Here is a 17382-nt window from a genome sequence, read left to right as displayed (position 1 = left end):
TATCCACCGCCGCGCCTTTCCATTCAGACATTCATGACGGTTCATTCATGTCACGCGACAAATTCTACATCACCACCCCGATCTTCTATCCGAACGGCAAGCCGCATATCGGCCACGCCTATACGGTCATTGCAACCGACGCCCTGGCACGCTTCCAGCGCCTGGACGGCAAGGACGTCTTCTTCCTGACCGGCACCGACGAGCATGGCCTGAAGATGCAGCAAACGGCCGAGAAGGAAGGCATAACGCCACTGGCGCTGGCCGACCGCAATTCGGCGATTTTCCGCGCAATGACCGAGGCGATGGGCGGCTCGAATGACCAATACATTCGCACGACCGAACCGCGCCACTACGAATCCTGTCAGGCGATCTGGAAAGCGATGGCCGCCAATGGCGACATCTATCTCGACCGCTATAGCGGCTGGTATTCGGTGCGCCAGGAAGCCTATTTCGACGAGAGCGAGACGACGCTCGGCGACGACGGCGTGCGCCGCGAACCGCTTGGGTCGCCGGTCGAATGGAACGAGGAAGAAAGCTATTTCTTCCGGCTTTCCGCCTATCAGGACAAATTGCTGGCGCTTTATGAGAGCCAGCCCGACTTTGTCGGTCCGACCGAGCGCCGCAACGAGGTGCTCAGCTTCGTCAAGTCGGGGCTGAAGGATCTGTCGATCTCGCGCACGACCTTCAAATGGGGCGTGCCGGTGCCAGGCGACGACAAGCATGTGATGTATGTCTGGGTCGACGCCTTGACCAACTACATCACCGCCGCCGGCTATCCCGACACAAAGGCCGAGCAATGGCACTATTGGCCGGCCACGCACATCATCGGCAAGGACATTGTCCGCTTCCATGCGGTCTATTGGCCGGCATTTCTGATGTCGGCGGGCATCGAGTTGCCAAAGCGCGTTTTCGCGCATGGCTTCCTGTTCAACCGCGGCGAGAAGATGTCGAAATCTGTTGGCAACGTCGTCGATCCATTCGCGATGGTCGAGCACTACGGTCTCGACCAGGTGCGCTACTTCTTCCTGCGCGAGGTGCCGTTCGGGAACGATGGCAGCTACAGCCATGACGCGATCGTCAACCGCACCAATGCCGATCTTGCCAACGGCCTCGGCAACCTGGCGCAGCGCTCGCTGTCGATGATCGCCAAGAACTGCGGCGGCGTGGTGCCGCAGCGCGGCGAGCTGACGGATGCAGACAGAGCGATCCTGGATCAGGCCGCCGCCGCGCTCGACACCGCGCGCAAGGCGGTCGCCGAGCAGGGCATCCATCTGGCGCTGGCAGCTATCTTCGGCGTGGTGGCGGAAGCCGATCGCTACTTCGCCGGCGAGGCACCATGGGCGCTGAAGAAGACCAACCCGGCGCGCATGGAAACGGTGCTGTGGACGACCGCCGAAGTCGTGCGCCGCGTGGCGGTGCTGTGTCAGCCCTTCACTCCGGGCTCGGCCGCGAAACTGCTCGACCTGCTGGCGGTGCCGGCGGAGAGCCGCGATTTCGTGCATGTCCACGCGGATCACGCGCTTGTGCCCGGCACTGCGTTGCCGGTGCCGGAAGGCGTGTTTCCGCGTTACGTCGAACAGCCGGACGCGAACATCTGATGCTCGTCGACAGCCACTGCCATCTGGATTTTCCAGATTTCGCCGAGGAGCGGGCGGCCATCGTCGCCCGCGCTTTAGCCGCCGGAATTGGCCGTATGGTGACGATCTCGACACGCGTGAAGCGGTTTCCGCAAGTACTTGAGATCGCTGAAACTTTCGACGAAATCTATTGCTCTGTCGGCACTCATCCGCACAATGCGGCCGAAGAACTGGATATCACGGTCGAGGAGCTTGTGCGGCTATCCGCGCACCCAAAAGTAGTGGCCATCGGCGAGGCCGGTCTCGACTATTTTTACGACAAGGCGCCACGCGATGCACAGGCGCAAGGCTTTCGCAATCACATCGCCGCCGCCCGTGAAACGGGGCTGCCGCTGGTCATCCATTCGCGCGATGCCGATGCCGACATGGCTGATATTCTCGAGGACGAAACAGGGAAGGGCGCCTTCCCCTTCATCCTGCATTGCTTTTCTTCCGGGCGCCGGCTTGCCGAGGTGGGCGTCGCTCTCGGTGGCTACGTGTCGTTCTCGGGCATCCTGACCTTCAAGAATTCAGCTGAGTTGCGTGCCATTGCCGCCGATGTCCCGCATGCCCGATTGCTGGTCGAAACCGATGCGCCCTATCTGGCGCCCGTGCCGTTTCGCGGCAAACGCAACGAGCCCGCCTATGTCGCCCATACCGCCAAGGTGCTGGCCGAAACGATCGGGGTAAGCGAAGCTGAAATCGCCGATCTGACCACAGATAATTTCTTCCGGCTGTTCGGCAAGATGCCGCGGCCTGCAGAGCAAAGTGCCTGAACGATGACTGACCGGCTGCGCCTCACCATTCTCGGCTGCGGCTCGTCCCCAGGTACGCCGCGCATCACCGGCGATTGGGGCAATTGCGACCCCGACAACCCCAGGAACCGGCGCACCCGTGCCGCCGCGCTCGTCGAGCGGATCGCGGCGAACGGCAGCCGAACGACTGTCGTCATCGACACGGGGCCGGATTTTCGGCAGCAGATGTTGCTGGCCGGCGTTAAACGTGTCGATGCGGTCGTCTATACCCACCCGCATGCCGACCATATCCATGGCATCGACGATCTGCGCGGTTTCGTCCTCGATCAGCGCCAGCTCATCGACGTCCATGCCGACAGGGCGACGATGCTTCGGCTGCGGGAAGCGTTCGGATACTGTTTCGAGACGCCGCAAGGCAGTTCCTATCCGCCGATCGTCAGGCCGCATCTCATCGACCACGCCAGGCCGGTGGTCGTCGAAGGAGAGGGGGGTACCCTCACCCTCGAGCCGCTGCCGCAGATCCACGGCGACATCGTATCGCTCGGTTTCCGCATTGGCGGTCTCGCCTATTGCCCCGACATCAGCGACTTTCCGGAACCCACCGCCGAACGACTGGGCGACCTCGACGTGCTGATCATCGACGCGCTGCAGTACCGGACGCATCCAAGTCATCTGTCACTTGGCGAAGCGCTTGAATGGATCCAGCGGCTGGCGCCGATACATGCGGTGCTGACACATATGCACGTGCCGCTCGACTACGTCTCGGTGATGGCCGAGACACCAGCCAATGTCGAACCCGCCTATGACGGCATGGTTATAGAAATCCCTTATGAATCAGCACGATGCGAATAGAGCTTCATGAGGGCTTTCGGCTCCTTGGTGCAAATATCAGCAGCGTTCCGATCCGCTCGTAGCCCATCCGGGGATAAAGCAGCGCCCCGGCATGGGTTGCTGCCAGCACCGAGTACCTTGACCCGCGCGCGCGATCGTCGTGCAACATTTTCGATATCAAAGCCTGACCAATGCCGCGACGCCGGTGCGACGGCTCGACATACATGCTCGAACACCAGGTGGCTCCCACGGCATCCAGGCTGCGAACGCGCCCAACGATGTCGGCGCCGTCGATTGCCACATACTGGCGGAACGGCGCGGTGTCGCCGAGCAAATCGTCTGGGATCGGCTGCCTGCGGATGATCTTTCCCAACTGTGCCGCCCGTTCGGCCGTCTGCACGCGTTCGACCGAAGCAACCGATGGCGGGTTCGGAATCCGGTGCAATCGGTGGACGAAAAAGCCTTCGGTCCGCAGCAGCCGGTAGCCGAGAGCTTTGTAGGCGGTTCGTGTCGGCCCGTCTGGATCGTCGTTCGCGATCACAACGGAAATGGCAAAGCCCGGCCGTGCATGCTGCCGCACGACGGCATCGGTCTCTTGAGCGGCGACGTCATGGACGACCCATTCTTCGCCGCGGTAATCGCGAGGATTCTTGCGTTCGGCATCGCGCATCAGCCACAATGGTCCAACCCGGCTGGCCTCGTAAGGAAAGGTGCGGCTCCTGTCAGCGCTGAAGCCATGCACGAACACTTCGATTGCCGCTTCGATCTCGCTGTTTGCCATCTTCATTTCGACAGCCTAGCGTTGGCGATCCGCTCAAGGCAATACGCCACAATCGGCTCAAGCCTATGAGAATCAGCGACAATTTACAGCTCTTGGCCCATGCATTAGTTCCATAATCTATCTTATGCGACTTTTGGATACGGCGAGCGGCATGGATGCGGCGGTCCCCGACTTCACTTTCCAGTTCCCTTGGAGGCTTCAGCCTGGAAACACGTGAGGCTTGGAAACATCCGCTCGATATTGTGAGCGCGCAGCCGTCGGCAGCGCGCTCGACTCTTTGTTCGAACGATCGGGTCAATCGGAGCGACTATTCCAGAATAACGGTGGCCTCCACCTCGAAAAGCATGGGATCGATTGCAAGCTTGGGAACGGGAACCAGAGTCTGCGCCGGCAGCGCCTCGCCGAACATGTCCTTAACGTTCCTGGTCAACACCTCGAGCTTGGACATGTCGTGGTCGACCACGAAGACCGTGAGCTTCGCCACCTGATCCGGCTTGGCGCCGATGCCCTCAAGCGCAGCATGCAAATTTGCGTAGGCCTGCTTCACCTGGACGGCGAAATCCGGTGACAAGGTTCCTGTGCTGTCTTGGCCGCCCTGCCCGGAGATGTAGGCGATCCGAGCTCCGAGCGGTGCGATTACGGCGGTGCTGTAGCCATTCGGCGACGGGTCGTAGAGCGCCTGCGGATTGACAATAGTCAGCTTGAACTCGTTCGCCGGCGACGCAGTGGGGACTGCAATGGTCATGATGATTAGCCCTCCGATAAGCAGATGCTTGATTGCGCGTGACATGGTTTTTCGCTTGGCTCCGCAGCCTGCGAGCAACCTACCCTGGCGCCTGCAGATTGAACTTTAACCTAATCGCTACGTGAATCGTGCGATGTACGAGTCATCGTATGGTACGTCGTACGAGTCAATCGTTCAAGATCGACATTTGTCGCGTTGCCGGTCAAAATCGATGTTCTGAAAAAGCGAGGACGACGGATGATAGCCAAACGCAGCGGCGCCCGGAGCAAAGGGGATCAACTGATAAGCGTGTCGCTCCAGCCCGTGCAGCAAGCGAGCAGCGAGCCGCCGCTGTCTCGAGAGCGTATCGTGGCGACCGCGGTGGAACTGCTGGACGCCCAGGGCATAGACGGATTGACAATGCGTCGGCTGGCCGATCGCCTCGGCTCGGGTGTGATGAGTCTATATTGGCACGTCGACAACAAGGAGGATGTCTTTGATCTAGCAGTCGATTCGGTGCTCGAACATCGCGGATCGCCTGAAACAGGTGAGTCTCCGGACTGGCGCGGAGACGTCGTTCATATGCTCGAAGACTGGCGCGCCAGAATGTTGCGTCATCCTTGGTCGGCATCGCTGTTGCCGCGCCGGGCGCTCGGCCGGAACATTCTCGGTCGCCTGGAAATGCTGAGCAAGACCTTGTCCAGAGCCGGTGTTGCGGACGCGGATCTGAACGCCGCGATATGGTCGCTCTGGAACTATGTGATGGGCGCCACCCTCACCCGGGCAAGCTTCGATCTCTCGGAAGAAGACAGGGCAGCCGCACAGCAGCGTCTTACACCTCTCAGCGAACACTACCCGACAATCGAACGCTCTCGTCTGCTGTTGGACAACGATTGGGATGGCGCCTTCCGAAGAGGCCTCGACTTCCTGCTCGACGGCCTCTCGCCAAGATAGAATTCCGGCGCTCCGCCCGGAGCAGACCGGATGGCGCTGCTTTGCGCATGCCAGTTTGACGCAAGAGCTTCCCAGTCCACATCATCACGTTTGGCTCGCCGCCAAGGCGGCGCAGGCAGCGGGCAAGCCCCAGATGCTCGATCCCATCGCGGCGGTGGCTGGTGCGGCTGCATTGCAGCTGAATTGTTGCAGTTGGCGATGTCGTCGCCACGCATTGCCAACCGCTGGTTGGAATCCTCTCTGCAGTCGATCTTTTGCGCAAACCTTTTTGGCCGACATGCGTTGTTTTCTCTCCAAGCCAAGGAGACGATCATGCAGATGAAGTCGGAAATAGCCGGTGAAGCGGCCAAGCAGCGCCATATCCAACGTGGCATCGATGCCAAGGACAAATCGAAAGGCGATGGGAAGCTTCAAGGCGCCATGCAGGCTGGCGCCCGCGAATATCCCGAGCCCCCCTTCCCTGAGCAACATCAGCCCAAACCGGGACATGAATGGGCCATAGAGCCGGCGCCGCTGTACGATGCGCCTTACTATCTCGGATCGAAAAAACTCAACCAAAAGGTAGCGCTCATCACGGGCGGCGATTCGGGCATCGGCCGCTCGGTGGCGGTGTTGTTCGCCCGCGAGGGCGCCGACGTCGCGATCGTCTATCTGGCCGAGGACAAAGACGCTGAAGAGACCAAATCCGCGGTGGAAAAGGAGGGACGACGCTGCCTCCTGGTCAAGGCCGATGTCAGCGAACGCAGCCACTGCCACAAGGCGGTCATGGAGACCGTTGAAAAATTCGGCCGCATCGACGTGCTGGTCAACAATGCTGCGTTCCAGATCCATTCCAGCGACTTCGGCGAGCTCACCGAAGAACATTTCGACACGACGTTGAAGACCAATCTTTACGGCTATTTTCATATGGCGCAGGAAGCGGTGCCGCACATGAAACCCGGTTCGGCGATCATCAACACCGGTTCGGTAACCGGTATCGACGGTTCAAAACAGCTGGTCGACTATTCGATGACCAAGGGCGGCATTCATGCTTTCACGCGGGCCCTGTCGGGCAATCTCATTGGCAAGGGCATAAGGGTGAATGCGGTAGCACCGGGTCCGGTGTGGACGCCGCTCAATCCGTCGGACAAGGAAGCTGACGACGTCTCGAAATTCGGCGCCGACACGCCAATGAAACGACCAGCGCAACCGGAAGAGCTCGCGCCGGCCTATGTGTTCCTCGCTTCGCCGCATTGCTCGAGCTACATCACCGGCGAGATCTTGCCCGTCGTCGGAGGGTACTGAGGATGGCCGAACCGAAATCCGCAACGAAGGAGTAGGATGGATGGGCCGTCTGCTTTTCATGGTGGCGTTCGCTTGTGTAGCGTATCGCATCTACACGGAAACCGCAGGGTCTGCTCGGCATGTGCCGCAGGATGACGGTGAGGCGCTGCGCAAGCAATCAGCGGCACTGGGCGTCGACCCGTCTCGCTGACGGGATGGAACCTACCGGCAATCCGGCCGGCCGAGTTACCAGCCGGCCGGATTGCAGCCTTATTCGGCTGCCTGCAGGTTGATCTTGCTTTCCGCCATTTCGGTTAGCTTGCGATCTGTCGCCTGTTCTTCCTTGAGATTCTTGGCCAGCACATTGGCGCAGTCGGTGCGGCCAAGCTGCTTGGCCCAGGCGATGAGCGTGCCGTAGCGCGTCATCTCGTAGTGTTCGACGGCCTGCGCCGAAGCAATCAGCGCCGCGTCGAGAACCTCCTTGTCATCGACGTCACCGCTCACATCGTCGGCCTCCTCGAGAATGCCGTCGATTGCCGGACAGTTGACCTCCTTGGCCTTGACGCCATGCAACTCAAACACCTGTTCGACGCGCTCGACATGGCCTCTCGTCTGATCGAGGTGTTTTTCAAATCCGGCTTTCAATTGCGGGTCGGTTGCCTTGTCGATCATCTTCGGCAGCGCTTTCTCGATCTGCTTTTCGGCGTAATAGATGTCGCGCAGCGTGTGCACGAAGAGATCGTCGAGTGTCTTGATGTCCTTCGAAAAGAAGCCCATGGCCTTACCTTTCATTGCGCTTGGTGTGGATTTCGGCGACGGGGTTTGCGCCGCCAACAAAGACCGGGACGGTTCCCGGCTTGTCTGGTCAACGTGCCGGCACCGAAGGAGTTCCTGATTTCCGAGGGCGGACCCGTTCCCCCTTCTCCAAGACCTGCGATCCGGTCGGTGGGGAGCCTTTGTCTCGATCACACGTTCTAGCCGCAGAGCAATCGGAACCGAGAAGGGTTGGCGGAATGTATTTCATTGCATTGGCGACTGACTATGACGGCACGCTGGCTCATGATGGGGTCGTCGCCAAGAAAACGCTCACTGCGCTTGAGCGGTTCAAGAAAAGCGGCCGCAAGCTGGTTCTCGTCACCGGGCGTGAACTGCCCGATCTCAAGGGCGTCTTTCCCGAGCTTAGCCTCTTCGACAAGGTCGTCGCTGAGAATGGCGCGATGATCTACACGCCGGCCAGCGAGGAAGAGCGGGTGATCGCCCCGCCGCCCGAGCCCAAATTCGTCGCCAGGTTGAAGAGGCAGGGCGTCAAGCCGCTTTCGGTCGGACGATCGATCGTCGCGACCTGGGAACCGCATCAAGCGACCGTGCTTGAGGTCATCAAGAAGATGGGTCTCGAACTGGAAATCATCTTCAACAAGGGCGCGGTGATGATCCTGCCGAGCGGCATCAACAAAGCCACCGGGCTCGCCGCGGCCCTTCAGGACCTTCGACTTTCGCCGCACAACGTCGTCGGCGTCGGCGACGCCGAGAACGATCATGCGTTCCTGCAAGCCTGTGGCTGCAGCGTCGCCGTCGACAATGCAATTCCGGCGGTCAAGGATACAGCCAACCTGGTCATGCGTGGCGCCCGAGGCAAAGGCGTGGAGCAACTGATCGCAAAGCTGATAAAGCGTGATCACGCGATAGTGCCGAAGCGCCATGACGGCATCGTTCTTGGATCATCTGGCGGCGACGATACCTACCTGTCGCCGAGCGACACGATCCTCATTGCCGGGAGTTCCGGTATCGGTAAATCCACCTTGGCCACCGCGCTGACCGAGCGCTTCGTCGAAAGCGGCTTTCAGTTTTGTGTCTTCGATCCCGAAGGCGACTATGATGGCCTCGAAGGCGCCGTTCGCCTGGGAGACGGCTCAAGCGCGCCGACAAAGGCGCAAGTGCTGGATCTGATCGCCAAGGCCGACAGCAACATAGTCGTCAATGGACTGGCCCTGCGGGTCGACGAGAGGCCGGATTTCTTTGCCGACCTGCTGCCTGGCCTCAGCAGTTTCCGCCGGCGCACCGCGAGACCGCACTGGCTCGTGATCGATGAAGCGCATCATCTTCTGCCCAAGCGGCGCGACGATACGCGGGCGGTTCTGTCATTGGAATTGCCTGGCACAATCCTGATCACCGTTCACCCCGAGGCGATCTCGACAGACGCCTTGCGCCTGGTGACAGCCATCATTGCGCTTGGCCCCAAGGCAAAGGACGTCGTGAAGGTCTTCTGCCGTGAAACCGGCATTGAGCCGCCGAAAGTCATCCCCAGCCCGAAAGGTGCGCGCGTGCTGTTCTGGCGGCCGCAGGCAGGCAAAAAAGTCAAGACGGTCAAAGTGGTCGAACCACGTCAGTCACTCAAGCGGCACAGCCGGAAATATGCCGAAGGCCAGCTCGACGAAGCCGGCAGCTTCTATTTCCATGGCCCTGAGAATGCGATGAATCTCAGGGCTCACAATCTGATGATCTTCGCTCAGATCGCCGAGGGCATAGATGACAAGACCTGGGAGTTTCATTTGCGCACCGGCGACTATTCCAAATGGTTTCGACATCAGATCAGGGACAAGGACCTGGCGCGCGAAACCGCCCAGGCGGAAGAGGACAAGACCCTGTCGGCGGAGGAGAGCCGCAAGCGGGTGCTTGATGCCGTGCGCCGCCGTTACACGGCTCCCGCCACAGCCCCGGAGTGACACGCGAGAGCCAAGTCAATCAAGCCAGCGCTGCATGCGAAATTCTTCAGTCAGGCAACGCCGCCACCGCAACAATTTCAACGACGATGTCGGCTTGCGCAAGCGCTGCAACTCCGATCACCTCCGAAGGCGGCGGGTTGTTATAGCTGCAGTGCTTCGGCAATGCTCGGCAAAGAACTCGTCCAGTACGTCGAGACGAAAATTGGGTGAACTCAGAACGCCGCCATCGGGAAATGGCCCCTTGATGAAGAAGGTCAGCCGGATGAGATAGTCGAGCGCGCTGCCGAGTTCTTCCAGATCTGATTTGATGTTCGCCAGAATTGCGCGCCACTGTGCCGCAGCATCGCCAGTGAATCCCCCTCCTCTCTTTCCGGTCGGATCGTAATTTTCGGCGGTTGCCGTATTTCCGCAAAGGTAGACAAATCCCCTTGCTCCGGAGACGACCGTGCCTTTTCCCCACGGCATCAACCTTCCGTTTTTGAATTTCTTATGGGTTACGAGTTCCATGCTTGGTCCAGAACTCTTGATCGTCAGCCTATCAAATCGTCTATTCTGATCGGCAGATCGCGAATGCGCTTGCCGGTGGCATGATAGACGGCACTCGCCACGGCAGCAGCCGTTCCGACATTGCCGAGTTCGCCCAAACCCTTGACGCCGGCAGGGTTGACCTGATGGTCGATTTCGGGGACCAGGATAACGTCGACCTGTTTGATGTCGGCGTTGACCGGCACGAGATAGTCCTGCAGGTCGCGGTTGACGTAGCGCGCCTGTCGCTGATCGATTTCCGTCGCCTCGTGCAACGCCTGGCCGATACCCCAGATCATGCCACCCATCAGCTGGCTGCGCGCGGTGCGCGTGTTCATGATGCGCCCGGCGGCGAAGGCCCCGACGATGCGCGGGACCCGGATTTCGCGTGTATAGCTGTTGATGCGCACTTCGACGAACTCGGCGCCAAAGGCATATTTGACCGAATCTTCGTCGTTCTCTCCACCATGAAATTCCGACTGTCCGGCATAGAGTTTGCTGAGGGCTTCAGGCGAAGAACCCTTCGGCGCAAACTCGGCATATTCCTCGATGGCGCCGACTTGCATAGCCTTGAAGACATCAGCCAGCTTTGCGGATTTGCCGGTCTCGGTGACGACCTCTTCGCCCTTCAAATCCAGCTTCGCATTGCCCGAACCGGCCAGCGGAGCCCCCCTGCCCGCAGCGGCGGCGAACAGCTTTCCGCGTATCGCGTCGCAGGCTTTCATGACCGCCGAGCAGACACTGGCGGTCGAGATCGATCCGCCCGACACGGGAGCCGGCGGCAAGGCACTGTCGCCCATCTCGACGCTGATCTTGTCCATGCCGATGCCCAGTCTTTCGGCCGCCATCTGGCCGGCGATGGTGCGAACGCCGGTGCCGATTTCATGCGAGCCGCACTGGATCCGAACCTCGCCGTCGGCGGTGAGACGAACCCGGGCCGCGCAGGGCGCGGCGGCAGTCGGATAGATCGCCGTCGCACAGCCCATCCCGACCAGCCAGTCGCCGTCGCGCATCGAGCCGACCTTGGGATCGCGCTTCGACCAGCCAAAGGCCTCCGACGCCTGGTCGTAGCACTTGATGAGTGAGCGGCTGGAAAATGGCTTGCCTCCGATGGGCTCCTTCTCCGGTTCATTGATGCGACGAAACTCGACAGGATCCATGCCGAGGGCCACAGCCATTTCGTCCATGGCGTTTTCCAGCGCGTAGACATAAGGCGTCTCCGGCGGCGATCGCATGTAGCCAGGCGTGTTGCGGTCGGCATGAACCAGCGAAACATGCGTCAGAACGGCGCCGTAATTGTACATGCGCGCGGTGGCGGACGTGCCGCCGACGACATAAGGGTCAGGGCGTGACGTCACCTCCCAGGCCTCATGTCCGAACGCCGTGATGCGGCCGTCCTTGCCGGCGCCCATGCGGATCCGATGCCGCGTTTCGGCGCGATAGGTCTGCGTACCGAAGGCTTGCATGCGATTGACGACGCAGCGAACCGGGCGGCCAATGCGTCGCGCCGCGACGGCAACGATAGCGGTGCGTGCCGTCATCGGCCCCTTGGAGCCGAAGGCACCCCCGATATAGGGACTGACGATCCGCACATTGGCCGGATCGAGCTTCAGCTGGCGTGCCAGTTCCACCTTCCAGCCGGTAACGTTCTGGCTGGGCTCGTGTATGGTCAACTGGTCGCCTTGCCATATTGCGGTGGTCGAAAACAGTTCGATCGGATTGTGATGCTGGGTCGGCGTCGAATATTTTTCGTCGATCTTTACCGTCGCATCCGCCCAGGCGGCATCGAAATCACCGGCCTTCGCATCCTCCTTGAACATAGGGTTTTTGCCGGCAGCCGGCTCCATCTTCACGCCCTTGGAATCAAAGCTGGCGGCGGGCCGTTCGTCCTCATAGTCGGCGCGGATCAACATTGCGGCTTCCTCCGCCGCCTCGAAGGTCTCGGCAACCACCAGAGCGATGATCTGACCGTCGTGAAAAACCGTCTTGTCGTGCAAAGGCCCGATCGAACTTGCGCCGGTGTTGCCGAATTTCGGCGTGTCGGTCTGGTCCATATCGTCATAGGTGACGATGTCCAGCACACCGGGTACGGCCCGGGCGTCTTTCGTGTGAAGTCCCGAAACCTTGCCCCGGGCAATGCTGCTGGTGGCAAGGGCACCGTAGGCGACGTTGGCCGTGACGATGTCGGCGGGATAGCCGGCCTGTCCGGTAACTTTTAGCCGGGCGTCAATGCGGACAACCGGATCGCCCTGGTTTTCCCTGGGGGCGGGTGCAGCTTGGTTCATGGCTCAGCCCTTCATATCCCGGGTTTCGAGCAGCGCCCGCACCAGCGTGCGCTTGCCGAGCGGTATCTTGAATGCGTTATGCTCGCGCGGTCTGGCATCGGCGAAGGCAGCCTCGGCAGCCTCTTGCGCCGCGGCTTCGTCAAGCACTTTGCCCTGTAGCGCGTCCTCTGCTTCGCGCGCCCGCCACGGCACCGTCGCCACACCACCAAGCGCAATGCGCGCACTCCTTACCGTCTCGCCATCCATGTCGAGCGCAACAGCCGCGGACGCCAACGCAAACGCGTAGGATTCGCGATCGCGAATCTTCAGATAGCGCGACCGGCTGCTCCACCGTTCGAGCCGCACTTCGATGGCGGTTATGAGCTCGTCGGCGGCGAGATCCGTCTCGATGTCGGGCGTGTCGCCCGGCCGTTTGTGCAGCTTGGCAAATGCAAGCGTGCGCCTTCCCCGCGGACCTTCGATCTCGACGGTGGCATCGAGCGCAACCAGCGCCTGCGCGAAATCGCCGTGATAAGTGGCGATGCAGGCATTGCTCGTACCCAGCACGGCGTGCTGGCGATTGGACCCTTCCATCGCAGCGCAGCCGGAGCCGGGTTCGCGCTTGTTGCACGGCCAGGAAATCTCTCGAAAATACTCGCAGCGCGTACGTTGCAGCACATTGCCGCCCAGGCTCGCCATGTTGCGAAGCTGACCGCTGGCGGCGAATTTCAGGCTGTCGGCAAGGGCCGGGCAACGCCGCCGGACGTCATCGTTGTCGGCTGCTTCACCCATGCGGACCAGTGCACCAAACCGGATCGTGTCATCGTTTATCCTGATCTGCCGCAAGGCTGGCTCGGCAAGAGTGTTGAGGTCAAGCAGTCGGTCCGGCCGCGCGACACCGAGCTTCATGTAGTCGGCCAGATTGGTGCCGCCGGCGATGAATTGCGTGTCGGCGCCGGTTGGCGGAACGCGCACGGCATCGACACGGGATGCCATGGCGATTGCAGCGGAGACGCTGGTTGGTCTTTCATAAACGAAGGGGCGCATCCTAAGCCCTCCTGATCTCGTCGCGCGCCTGGACGATCGCCGCAACGATGTTGGGATACGCCGCACAGCGACATAGATTGCCGCTCATATATTCGCGAATGTCATCTTCCGATCCAGCATGGCCTTCGTTGATGCAACCGATGGCGGACATGATCTGACCCGGTGTGCAATAGCCGCATTGAAAGGCATCGTGGTCGACGAAGGCCTGCTGGACCGGATGCAGTTCCCCGTCCGTCGAGGCCAGGCCTTCCACCGTTGTGATCTCCCGCCCCTGGTTCATGACGGCAAAGCTCAAGCAGGACAGTGCCCGCTTTCCATCGATCAGAACCGTGCAGGCGCCGCACTGACCGTGATCGCAACCTTTCTTGGTGCCGGTCAGGCCGACGTGGTCGCGCAGAGCGTCAAGCAGGCTGGTTCGATTGTCGAGCGCGAGATTGTAGGTCTGTTTGTTGATACGCATTGAAACCGCCGACAAGTCGCGCGGTTCGGCTGGCTTTGCGGACGCTGGCTGGGCAGCTCTCGTCGGGGAATTCACAAGCGGCATCGCCGCCGCCGCCGAAACAGAGGCCGTCATGAACATGCGTCTGCTCAGGCCACTGGACATCTTGGCATCGGACATGGCTGGCTCCGGGCTGGCTGGGTCTCAAGCGGCCCAAACCAGTCGCGGAGGACAAAGTTCCCTGCTCACGAGCCTGTGATCCTTTTTTCTGCGGGCGGGATCGATGTAACCGGAACCTCACCTGTCGAGCGATGGTTGTGGGCCAAGAGCCGGTGTGTGCCAAGGGCCGGAAGGAGGCGATCATGAGCGATGGTCGGCATGACAAGGACGATGACAATGGACCTGTGTTCTCTGCGGAGCAGGCGAGACAGGGCGAGATCATCCTGCGAACGCGCACGCGTCGGGTTATCTTCATAGCCGGCTTGGTCGGTATCGTGATCCTGGTCATCGCGGTCAGATTGGCAATCGGCTGAACCAATTCCGCCAGGCGCGAAACCGTGCCCGGTCGCCAGGAACCTTTTACGACCAGTTGTCGTTGACTGGCCACGGTCAAAACTCCTGGGAGTTCTCCCGTGGACGCGAAAACCCAAACCGAAGAATCTGAAACCGGCGACACGCACGCCAAGTCACGCAGGGCCACCTCAGAGGCGGCGCCAAAGCACCGGAGAGACGTCGGTCAGGAGCACAAGCAGGACAAGCAGGCCGGAGAACCAAAGCCCAGCCTGCTGAGCTTCCCTCGGCGGCACCCTTACATATCCATCGCCATCCTGCTCGCAGTGCTGCTGATTGCCGTAGGGCTGGTCTTGTGGTGGCTGGACGCGCGTCAGTATAAATCGACCGACGATGCTTTCATCGACGCCCGCACGGTGACGATCGGTGCCGAGATATCGGGTCGTATCACCGATGTCGCGGTCACCGACAACCAGTCTGTGAAAGCCGGCGACGTGCTCTTGCGCATCGACGACAGCGACTATCAGGCAAGCCTGGCGGAAGCCGACGCCGGTGTGGCCTCGGCGCAGGCCGAGATCGTCGATGTCGGCGCACAGATCGAAGCACAAAACGCCAAGATCGATGCGGCACAGAAGCAGGTGGCGCAGGCCCAGGCCGCGCTCGAGTTTGCCAAAGCGGAGGACAAGCGCAACCGTGAGCTGCTGGCCAAGGGAACCTCCACCCAACAGCAGGCGGAACAGGCCGCTTCTACCCTGCGCCAGGACCAGGCCGCCCTCGACAGCGCCGGAGCAAACGTCGCTGCCGCGAAAAGCCAGGTCACTGTTCTGCAGGCACAGACCAAGAGCGCGCAAGCAAAGCTCAATCAAGCCAAGGCCAGCCAGGAGCAGGCCCGCACCATGCTGTCGCGCACCATCATAACCGCGCCTGTCACCGGTCGCGCCACCAGTATCACGGCCGCCAAGGGCACCTACGCCCAGCCTGGTCAGGTGCTGATGATGTTCGTTCCCGACGAGGTCTGGGTGAAGGCTAATTTCAAGGAGACCCAGCTTGATCTGATGCGGCCGGGACAGCCCGTCGACATCGATATCGACGCCTATCCCGAAAAGAACTTCCACGGCCGCGTCGACAGCATCCAGGCGGGCAGTGGCACCGCCTTCAGCCTGCTGCCGGCCGAGAATGCCACCGGCAACTTCGTCAAGGTGGTGCAGCGCGTGCCCGTGAAGATCGTCTTCGACCGACCGCCGGGCGTGCTGCTGGGTCCAGGCCTGTCGGTGGTGCCGACAGTCAAGGTAAGATGAGCGCCGTCGAAATGGCTGGTGAACGGAGCGAAAGCCGGTCCGCCGCCGGCGGGCGCAATCCGTGGCTGATCGCAGTCGTCGTCTCGATCGCCACCTTCATGCTGGTGCTCGACACCTCGATCGCCAACGTGGCGCTGCGCAACATCGCCGGCAGCCTCGCGGCCGGGATGGACGAAAGCACCTGGGTGATCACCACCTATCTGGTCGCGAATTCCGTGATCATCCCGGTTAGCGGCTGGTTGGCCAGCGTCATCGGCCGCAAGCGTTACTACATGCTTTGCGTGGCGATCTTCACCATAGCGTCGCTGCTGTGCGGCCTGGCGCCCAATCTGGAAATGCTCATCGTCTTCAGGATCCTGCAAGGCCTCGGCGGCGGCGGCATGGCACCCAGCGAACAATCCATTCTCGCCGACACCTTTCCACCCGAAAAACGCTCCCAGGCATTTGCTCTTTACGGCATTGCCGTCATCGTCGCACCGACAGTCGGGCCGACCATCGGCGGTTGGCTGACCGACCATTTCTCCTGGCACTGGATATTCTTCATCAATGTCCCGTTCGGCATCATGTCGCTTGCCTTGGTGCAGTGGCTGGTGGTCGAGCCTGACGTGCTCGAGCGCGAACGGCAGGAACGGTTGAAGGGCGGCCTCAGAATAGACTGGGTCGGTTTCATCCTGGTCGCCACGGCACTTGGCTGCCTGGAGATCTTTCTCGATGAGGGCCAGCGCAACGATTGGTTCGCATCAGGTTTCATCGTGACCTTCGCGGCGATTTCGGCGGTCTCATTCCTGCTGCTGATCCCGTGGGAGTTCAGTCACCGCGATCCGATCGTCGACGTCCGCCTGCTGTTCAGCCGCCAGTTCGGCACATCGTTCCTGGTGATGATGGCGGTGGGCGCCGTGCTGTTCAGCACCACCCAGTTGATGCCGCAACTGCAGCAGACCGCCTTCAACTATACGGCGACCCTGTCGGGCCTGTCGATGATGCCGGGTGGCATCGCAATGTTGATGCTTATGCCGGTTTCCGGATTTGCCGGCGCCATCGTCCAGCCCAAATACCTGATCATGGCAGGCATGTCCGTCGTCGCTGTCGCGCTCTGGCATATGACATCGCTCACCCCGGACGTCAGTTTCGGCTTCTTTGCCTTCGCGCGCATCTTCCTGATGATCGGTCTGCCGTTCCTGTTCATCCCCATCTCGACGGCGGCTTACGTCGGTCTTGCTCCGCAGCAGACGAACCAGGCGTCGGCACTCATCAACGTTGCCCGCAACATCGGCGGAAGCATCGGCGTGTCGCTGTCCAACACAGTGATAGCCCAGAACGCGCAAATCCATCAGGCAAACCTCGTCGGCCACACGGCACAGTCGTCACCGGCCTACCAGCAGGTTCTGCGTCAGGCGACCGAGCACTTCGTGGCTCAAGGCTCGCCGATGATCGACGCAAAACAGCAGGCGGTCGGCTGGATAGGACAGTTGATAGCGCGGCAGGCCTCATTGCTCGCCTATATCGATGTCTTTCGGTATTGCGCGGTAGCGACCGCACTGCTCGTTCCCCTCGCCTTGCTGCTGCGCTCTCCCCGGCCCGAAAAGCGTTAGCTCGCGCCGCGGCGGTGTATGGCGCTGCCCCGCCATGCGGCCTCGGCTTCGCGAACTTCT

At 61.0% G+C, this 17382-nt stretch carries 17 protein-coding genes; 10 read left to right on the top strand and 7 right to left on the bottom strand.

All coding sequences use genetic code 11. The annotated features are described in order from the left end of the window. Nucleotides 1-47: 47 nt before the first annotated feature. The 3 genes from metG to P3C39_RS07375 are packed head-to-tail and all read left to right on the top strand — an operon-like array spanning nucleotide 48 to nucleotide 3223. Complete coding sequence (gene metG, locus P3C39_RS07385; RefSeq protein ID WP_063168014.1) at nucleotides 48-1598, top strand: methionine--tRNA ligase; 1551 nt, start codon at nucleotides 48-50, stop codon at nucleotides 1596-1598. Continuing rightward, entirely contained in the window at nucleotides 1598-2392 is a 795-nt protein-coding gene (locus tag P3C39_RS07380; protein WP_063168015.1) for a TatD family hydrolase, read from the top strand. Before metG ends, P3C39_RS07380 begins: the two co-directional genes overlap by 1 nt. Before the next feature lie 3 nt (nucleotides 2393-2395). Next, nucleotides 2396-3223, top strand: coding sequence for an MBL fold metallo-hydrolase (locus P3C39_RS07375; protein WP_275953014.1), 828 nt, complete (start codon nucleotides 2396-2398; stop codon nucleotides 3221-3223). A gap of 4 nt (nucleotides 3224-3227) precedes the next feature. On the opposite strand, the gene P3C39_RS07370 is transcribed toward P3C39_RS07375, so the two are convergent. After that, nucleotides 3228-3989 carry a GNAT family N-acetyltransferase gene (locus tag P3C39_RS07370; RefSeq protein WP_013531572.1) on the bottom strand — a complete coding sequence of 254 codons (762 nt, stop codon included), beginning with the start codon at nucleotides 3987-3989 and terminating at the stop codon, nucleotides 3228-3230. Nucleotides 3990-4290: 301 nt separating this feature from the next. Then, entirely contained in the window at nucleotides 4291-4773 is a 483-nt protein-coding gene (locus P3C39_RS07365; protein WP_027161647.1) for a RidA family protein, read from the bottom strand. Between the two features lie 192 nt (nucleotides 4774-4965). Here P3C39_RS07365 and P3C39_RS07360 point away from each other — a divergent pair, with 192 nt between their 5' ends. The 3 genes from P3C39_RS07360 (at nucleotide 4966) to P3C39_RS07350 (ending at nucleotide 7135) form a co-directional block, all read left to right on the top strand. Continuing rightward, nucleotides 4966-5661, top strand: coding sequence for a TetR/AcrR family transcriptional regulator C-terminal domain-containing protein (locus P3C39_RS07360; RefSeq protein ID WP_275953013.1), 696 nt, complete (start codon nucleotides 4966-4968; stop codon nucleotides 5659-5661). 312 nt (nucleotides 5662-5973) lie between these two features. Then, a complete protein-coding gene (locus P3C39_RS07355) occupies nucleotides 5974-6945 on the top strand; it encodes an SDR family oxidoreductase (RefSeq protein WP_024505521.1) in 972 nt (323 codons plus the stop codon). A 40-nt stretch (nucleotides 6946-6985) separates the two neighbouring features. Beyond that, on the top strand, nucleotides 6986-7135 hold the full coding sequence (locus tag P3C39_RS07350; protein ID WP_013531568.1) for a hypothetical protein: 150 nt from the start codon (nucleotides 6986-6988) through the stop codon (nucleotides 7133-7135). Nucleotides 7136-7194: 59 nt separating this feature from the next. Here the strand turns inward: P3C39_RS07350 and P3C39_RS07345 are convergent, their stop codons facing one another. After that, nucleotides 7195-7701 carry a ferritin-like domain-containing protein gene (locus P3C39_RS07345; protein WP_013531567.1) on the bottom strand — a complete coding sequence of 169 codons (507 nt, stop codon included), beginning with the start codon at nucleotides 7699-7701 and terminating at the stop codon, nucleotides 7195-7197. A gap of 236 nt (nucleotides 7702-7937) precedes the next feature. Here P3C39_RS07345 and P3C39_RS07340 point away from each other — a divergent pair, with 236 nt between their 5' ends. After that, the gene (locus tag P3C39_RS07340; RefSeq protein ID WP_013531566.1) at nucleotides 7938-9647 is read left to right on the top strand and encodes an HAD family hydrolase; all 1710 of its coding nucleotides are present in this window, start codon (nucleotides 7938-7940) and stop codon (nucleotides 9645-9647) included. A 117-nt stretch (nucleotides 9648-9764) separates the two neighbouring features. Here the strand turns inward: P3C39_RS07340 and P3C39_RS07335 are convergent, their stop codons facing one another. The 4 genes from P3C39_RS07335 to P3C39_RS07320 are packed head-to-tail and all read right to left on the bottom strand — an operon-like array spanning nucleotide 9765 to nucleotide 14102. After that, nucleotides 9765-10154, bottom strand: coding sequence for a RidA family protein (locus P3C39_RS07335; protein ID WP_275953012.1), 390 nt, complete (start codon nucleotides 10152-10154; stop codon nucleotides 9765-9767). 23 nt (nucleotides 10155-10177) lie between these two features. Beyond that, the gene (locus P3C39_RS07330; RefSeq protein WP_275953011.1) at nucleotides 10178-12457 is read right to left on the bottom strand and encodes a xanthine dehydrogenase family protein molybdopterin-binding subunit; all 2280 of its coding nucleotides are present in this window, start codon (nucleotides 12455-12457) and stop codon (nucleotides 10178-10180) included. Between the two features lie 3 nt (nucleotides 12458-12460). Further along, a complete protein-coding gene (locus P3C39_RS07325) occupies nucleotides 12461-13483 on the bottom strand; it encodes a xanthine dehydrogenase family protein subunit M (RefSeq protein WP_024505524.1) in 1023 nt (340 codons plus the stop codon). A gap of 1 nt (nucleotide 13484) precedes the next feature. Further along, a complete protein-coding gene (locus tag P3C39_RS07320) occupies nucleotides 13485-14102 on the bottom strand; it encodes a (2Fe-2S)-binding protein (RefSeq protein ID WP_275953010.1) in 618 nt (205 codons plus the stop codon). Between the two features lie 182 nt (nucleotides 14103-14284). Here P3C39_RS07320 and P3C39_RS07315 point away from each other — a divergent pair, with 182 nt between their 5' ends. The 3 genes from P3C39_RS07315 (at nucleotide 14285) to P3C39_RS07305 (ending at nucleotide 17322) form a co-directional block, all read left to right on the top strand. Then, entirely contained in the window at nucleotides 14285-14455 is a 171-nt protein-coding gene (locus P3C39_RS07315) for a hypothetical protein (protein WP_082827566.1), read from the top strand. Between the two features lie 99 nt (nucleotides 14456-14554). After that, nucleotides 14555-15730 carry an HlyD family secretion protein gene (locus tag P3C39_RS07310; protein ID WP_275953009.1) on the top strand — a complete coding sequence of 392 codons (1176 nt, stop codon included), beginning with the start codon at nucleotides 14555-14557 and terminating at the stop codon, nucleotides 15728-15730. After that, nucleotides 15727-17322, top strand: a complete 1596-nt coding sequence (locus P3C39_RS07305; protein WP_165447102.1) for a DHA2 family efflux MFS transporter permease subunit — start codon at nucleotides 15727-15729, stop codon at nucleotides 17320-17322. The genes P3C39_RS07310 and P3C39_RS07305 overlap by 4 nt, the downstream gene beginning before the upstream one ends. The last annotated feature ends 60 nt before the right edge of the window (nucleotides 17323-17382 follow it).

It is taken from the genome of Mesorhizobium sp. XAP4 (assembly GCF_029269325.1).
In the GTDB taxonomy this organism is placed as follows: Bacteria; Pseudomonadota; Alphaproteobacteria; order Rhizobiales; family Rhizobiaceae; genus Mesorhizobium; species Mesorhizobium ciceri.
Note: the sequence above shows the minus strand (reverse complement) of the source record. Positions and strands in the feature narration are given on the sequence as shown.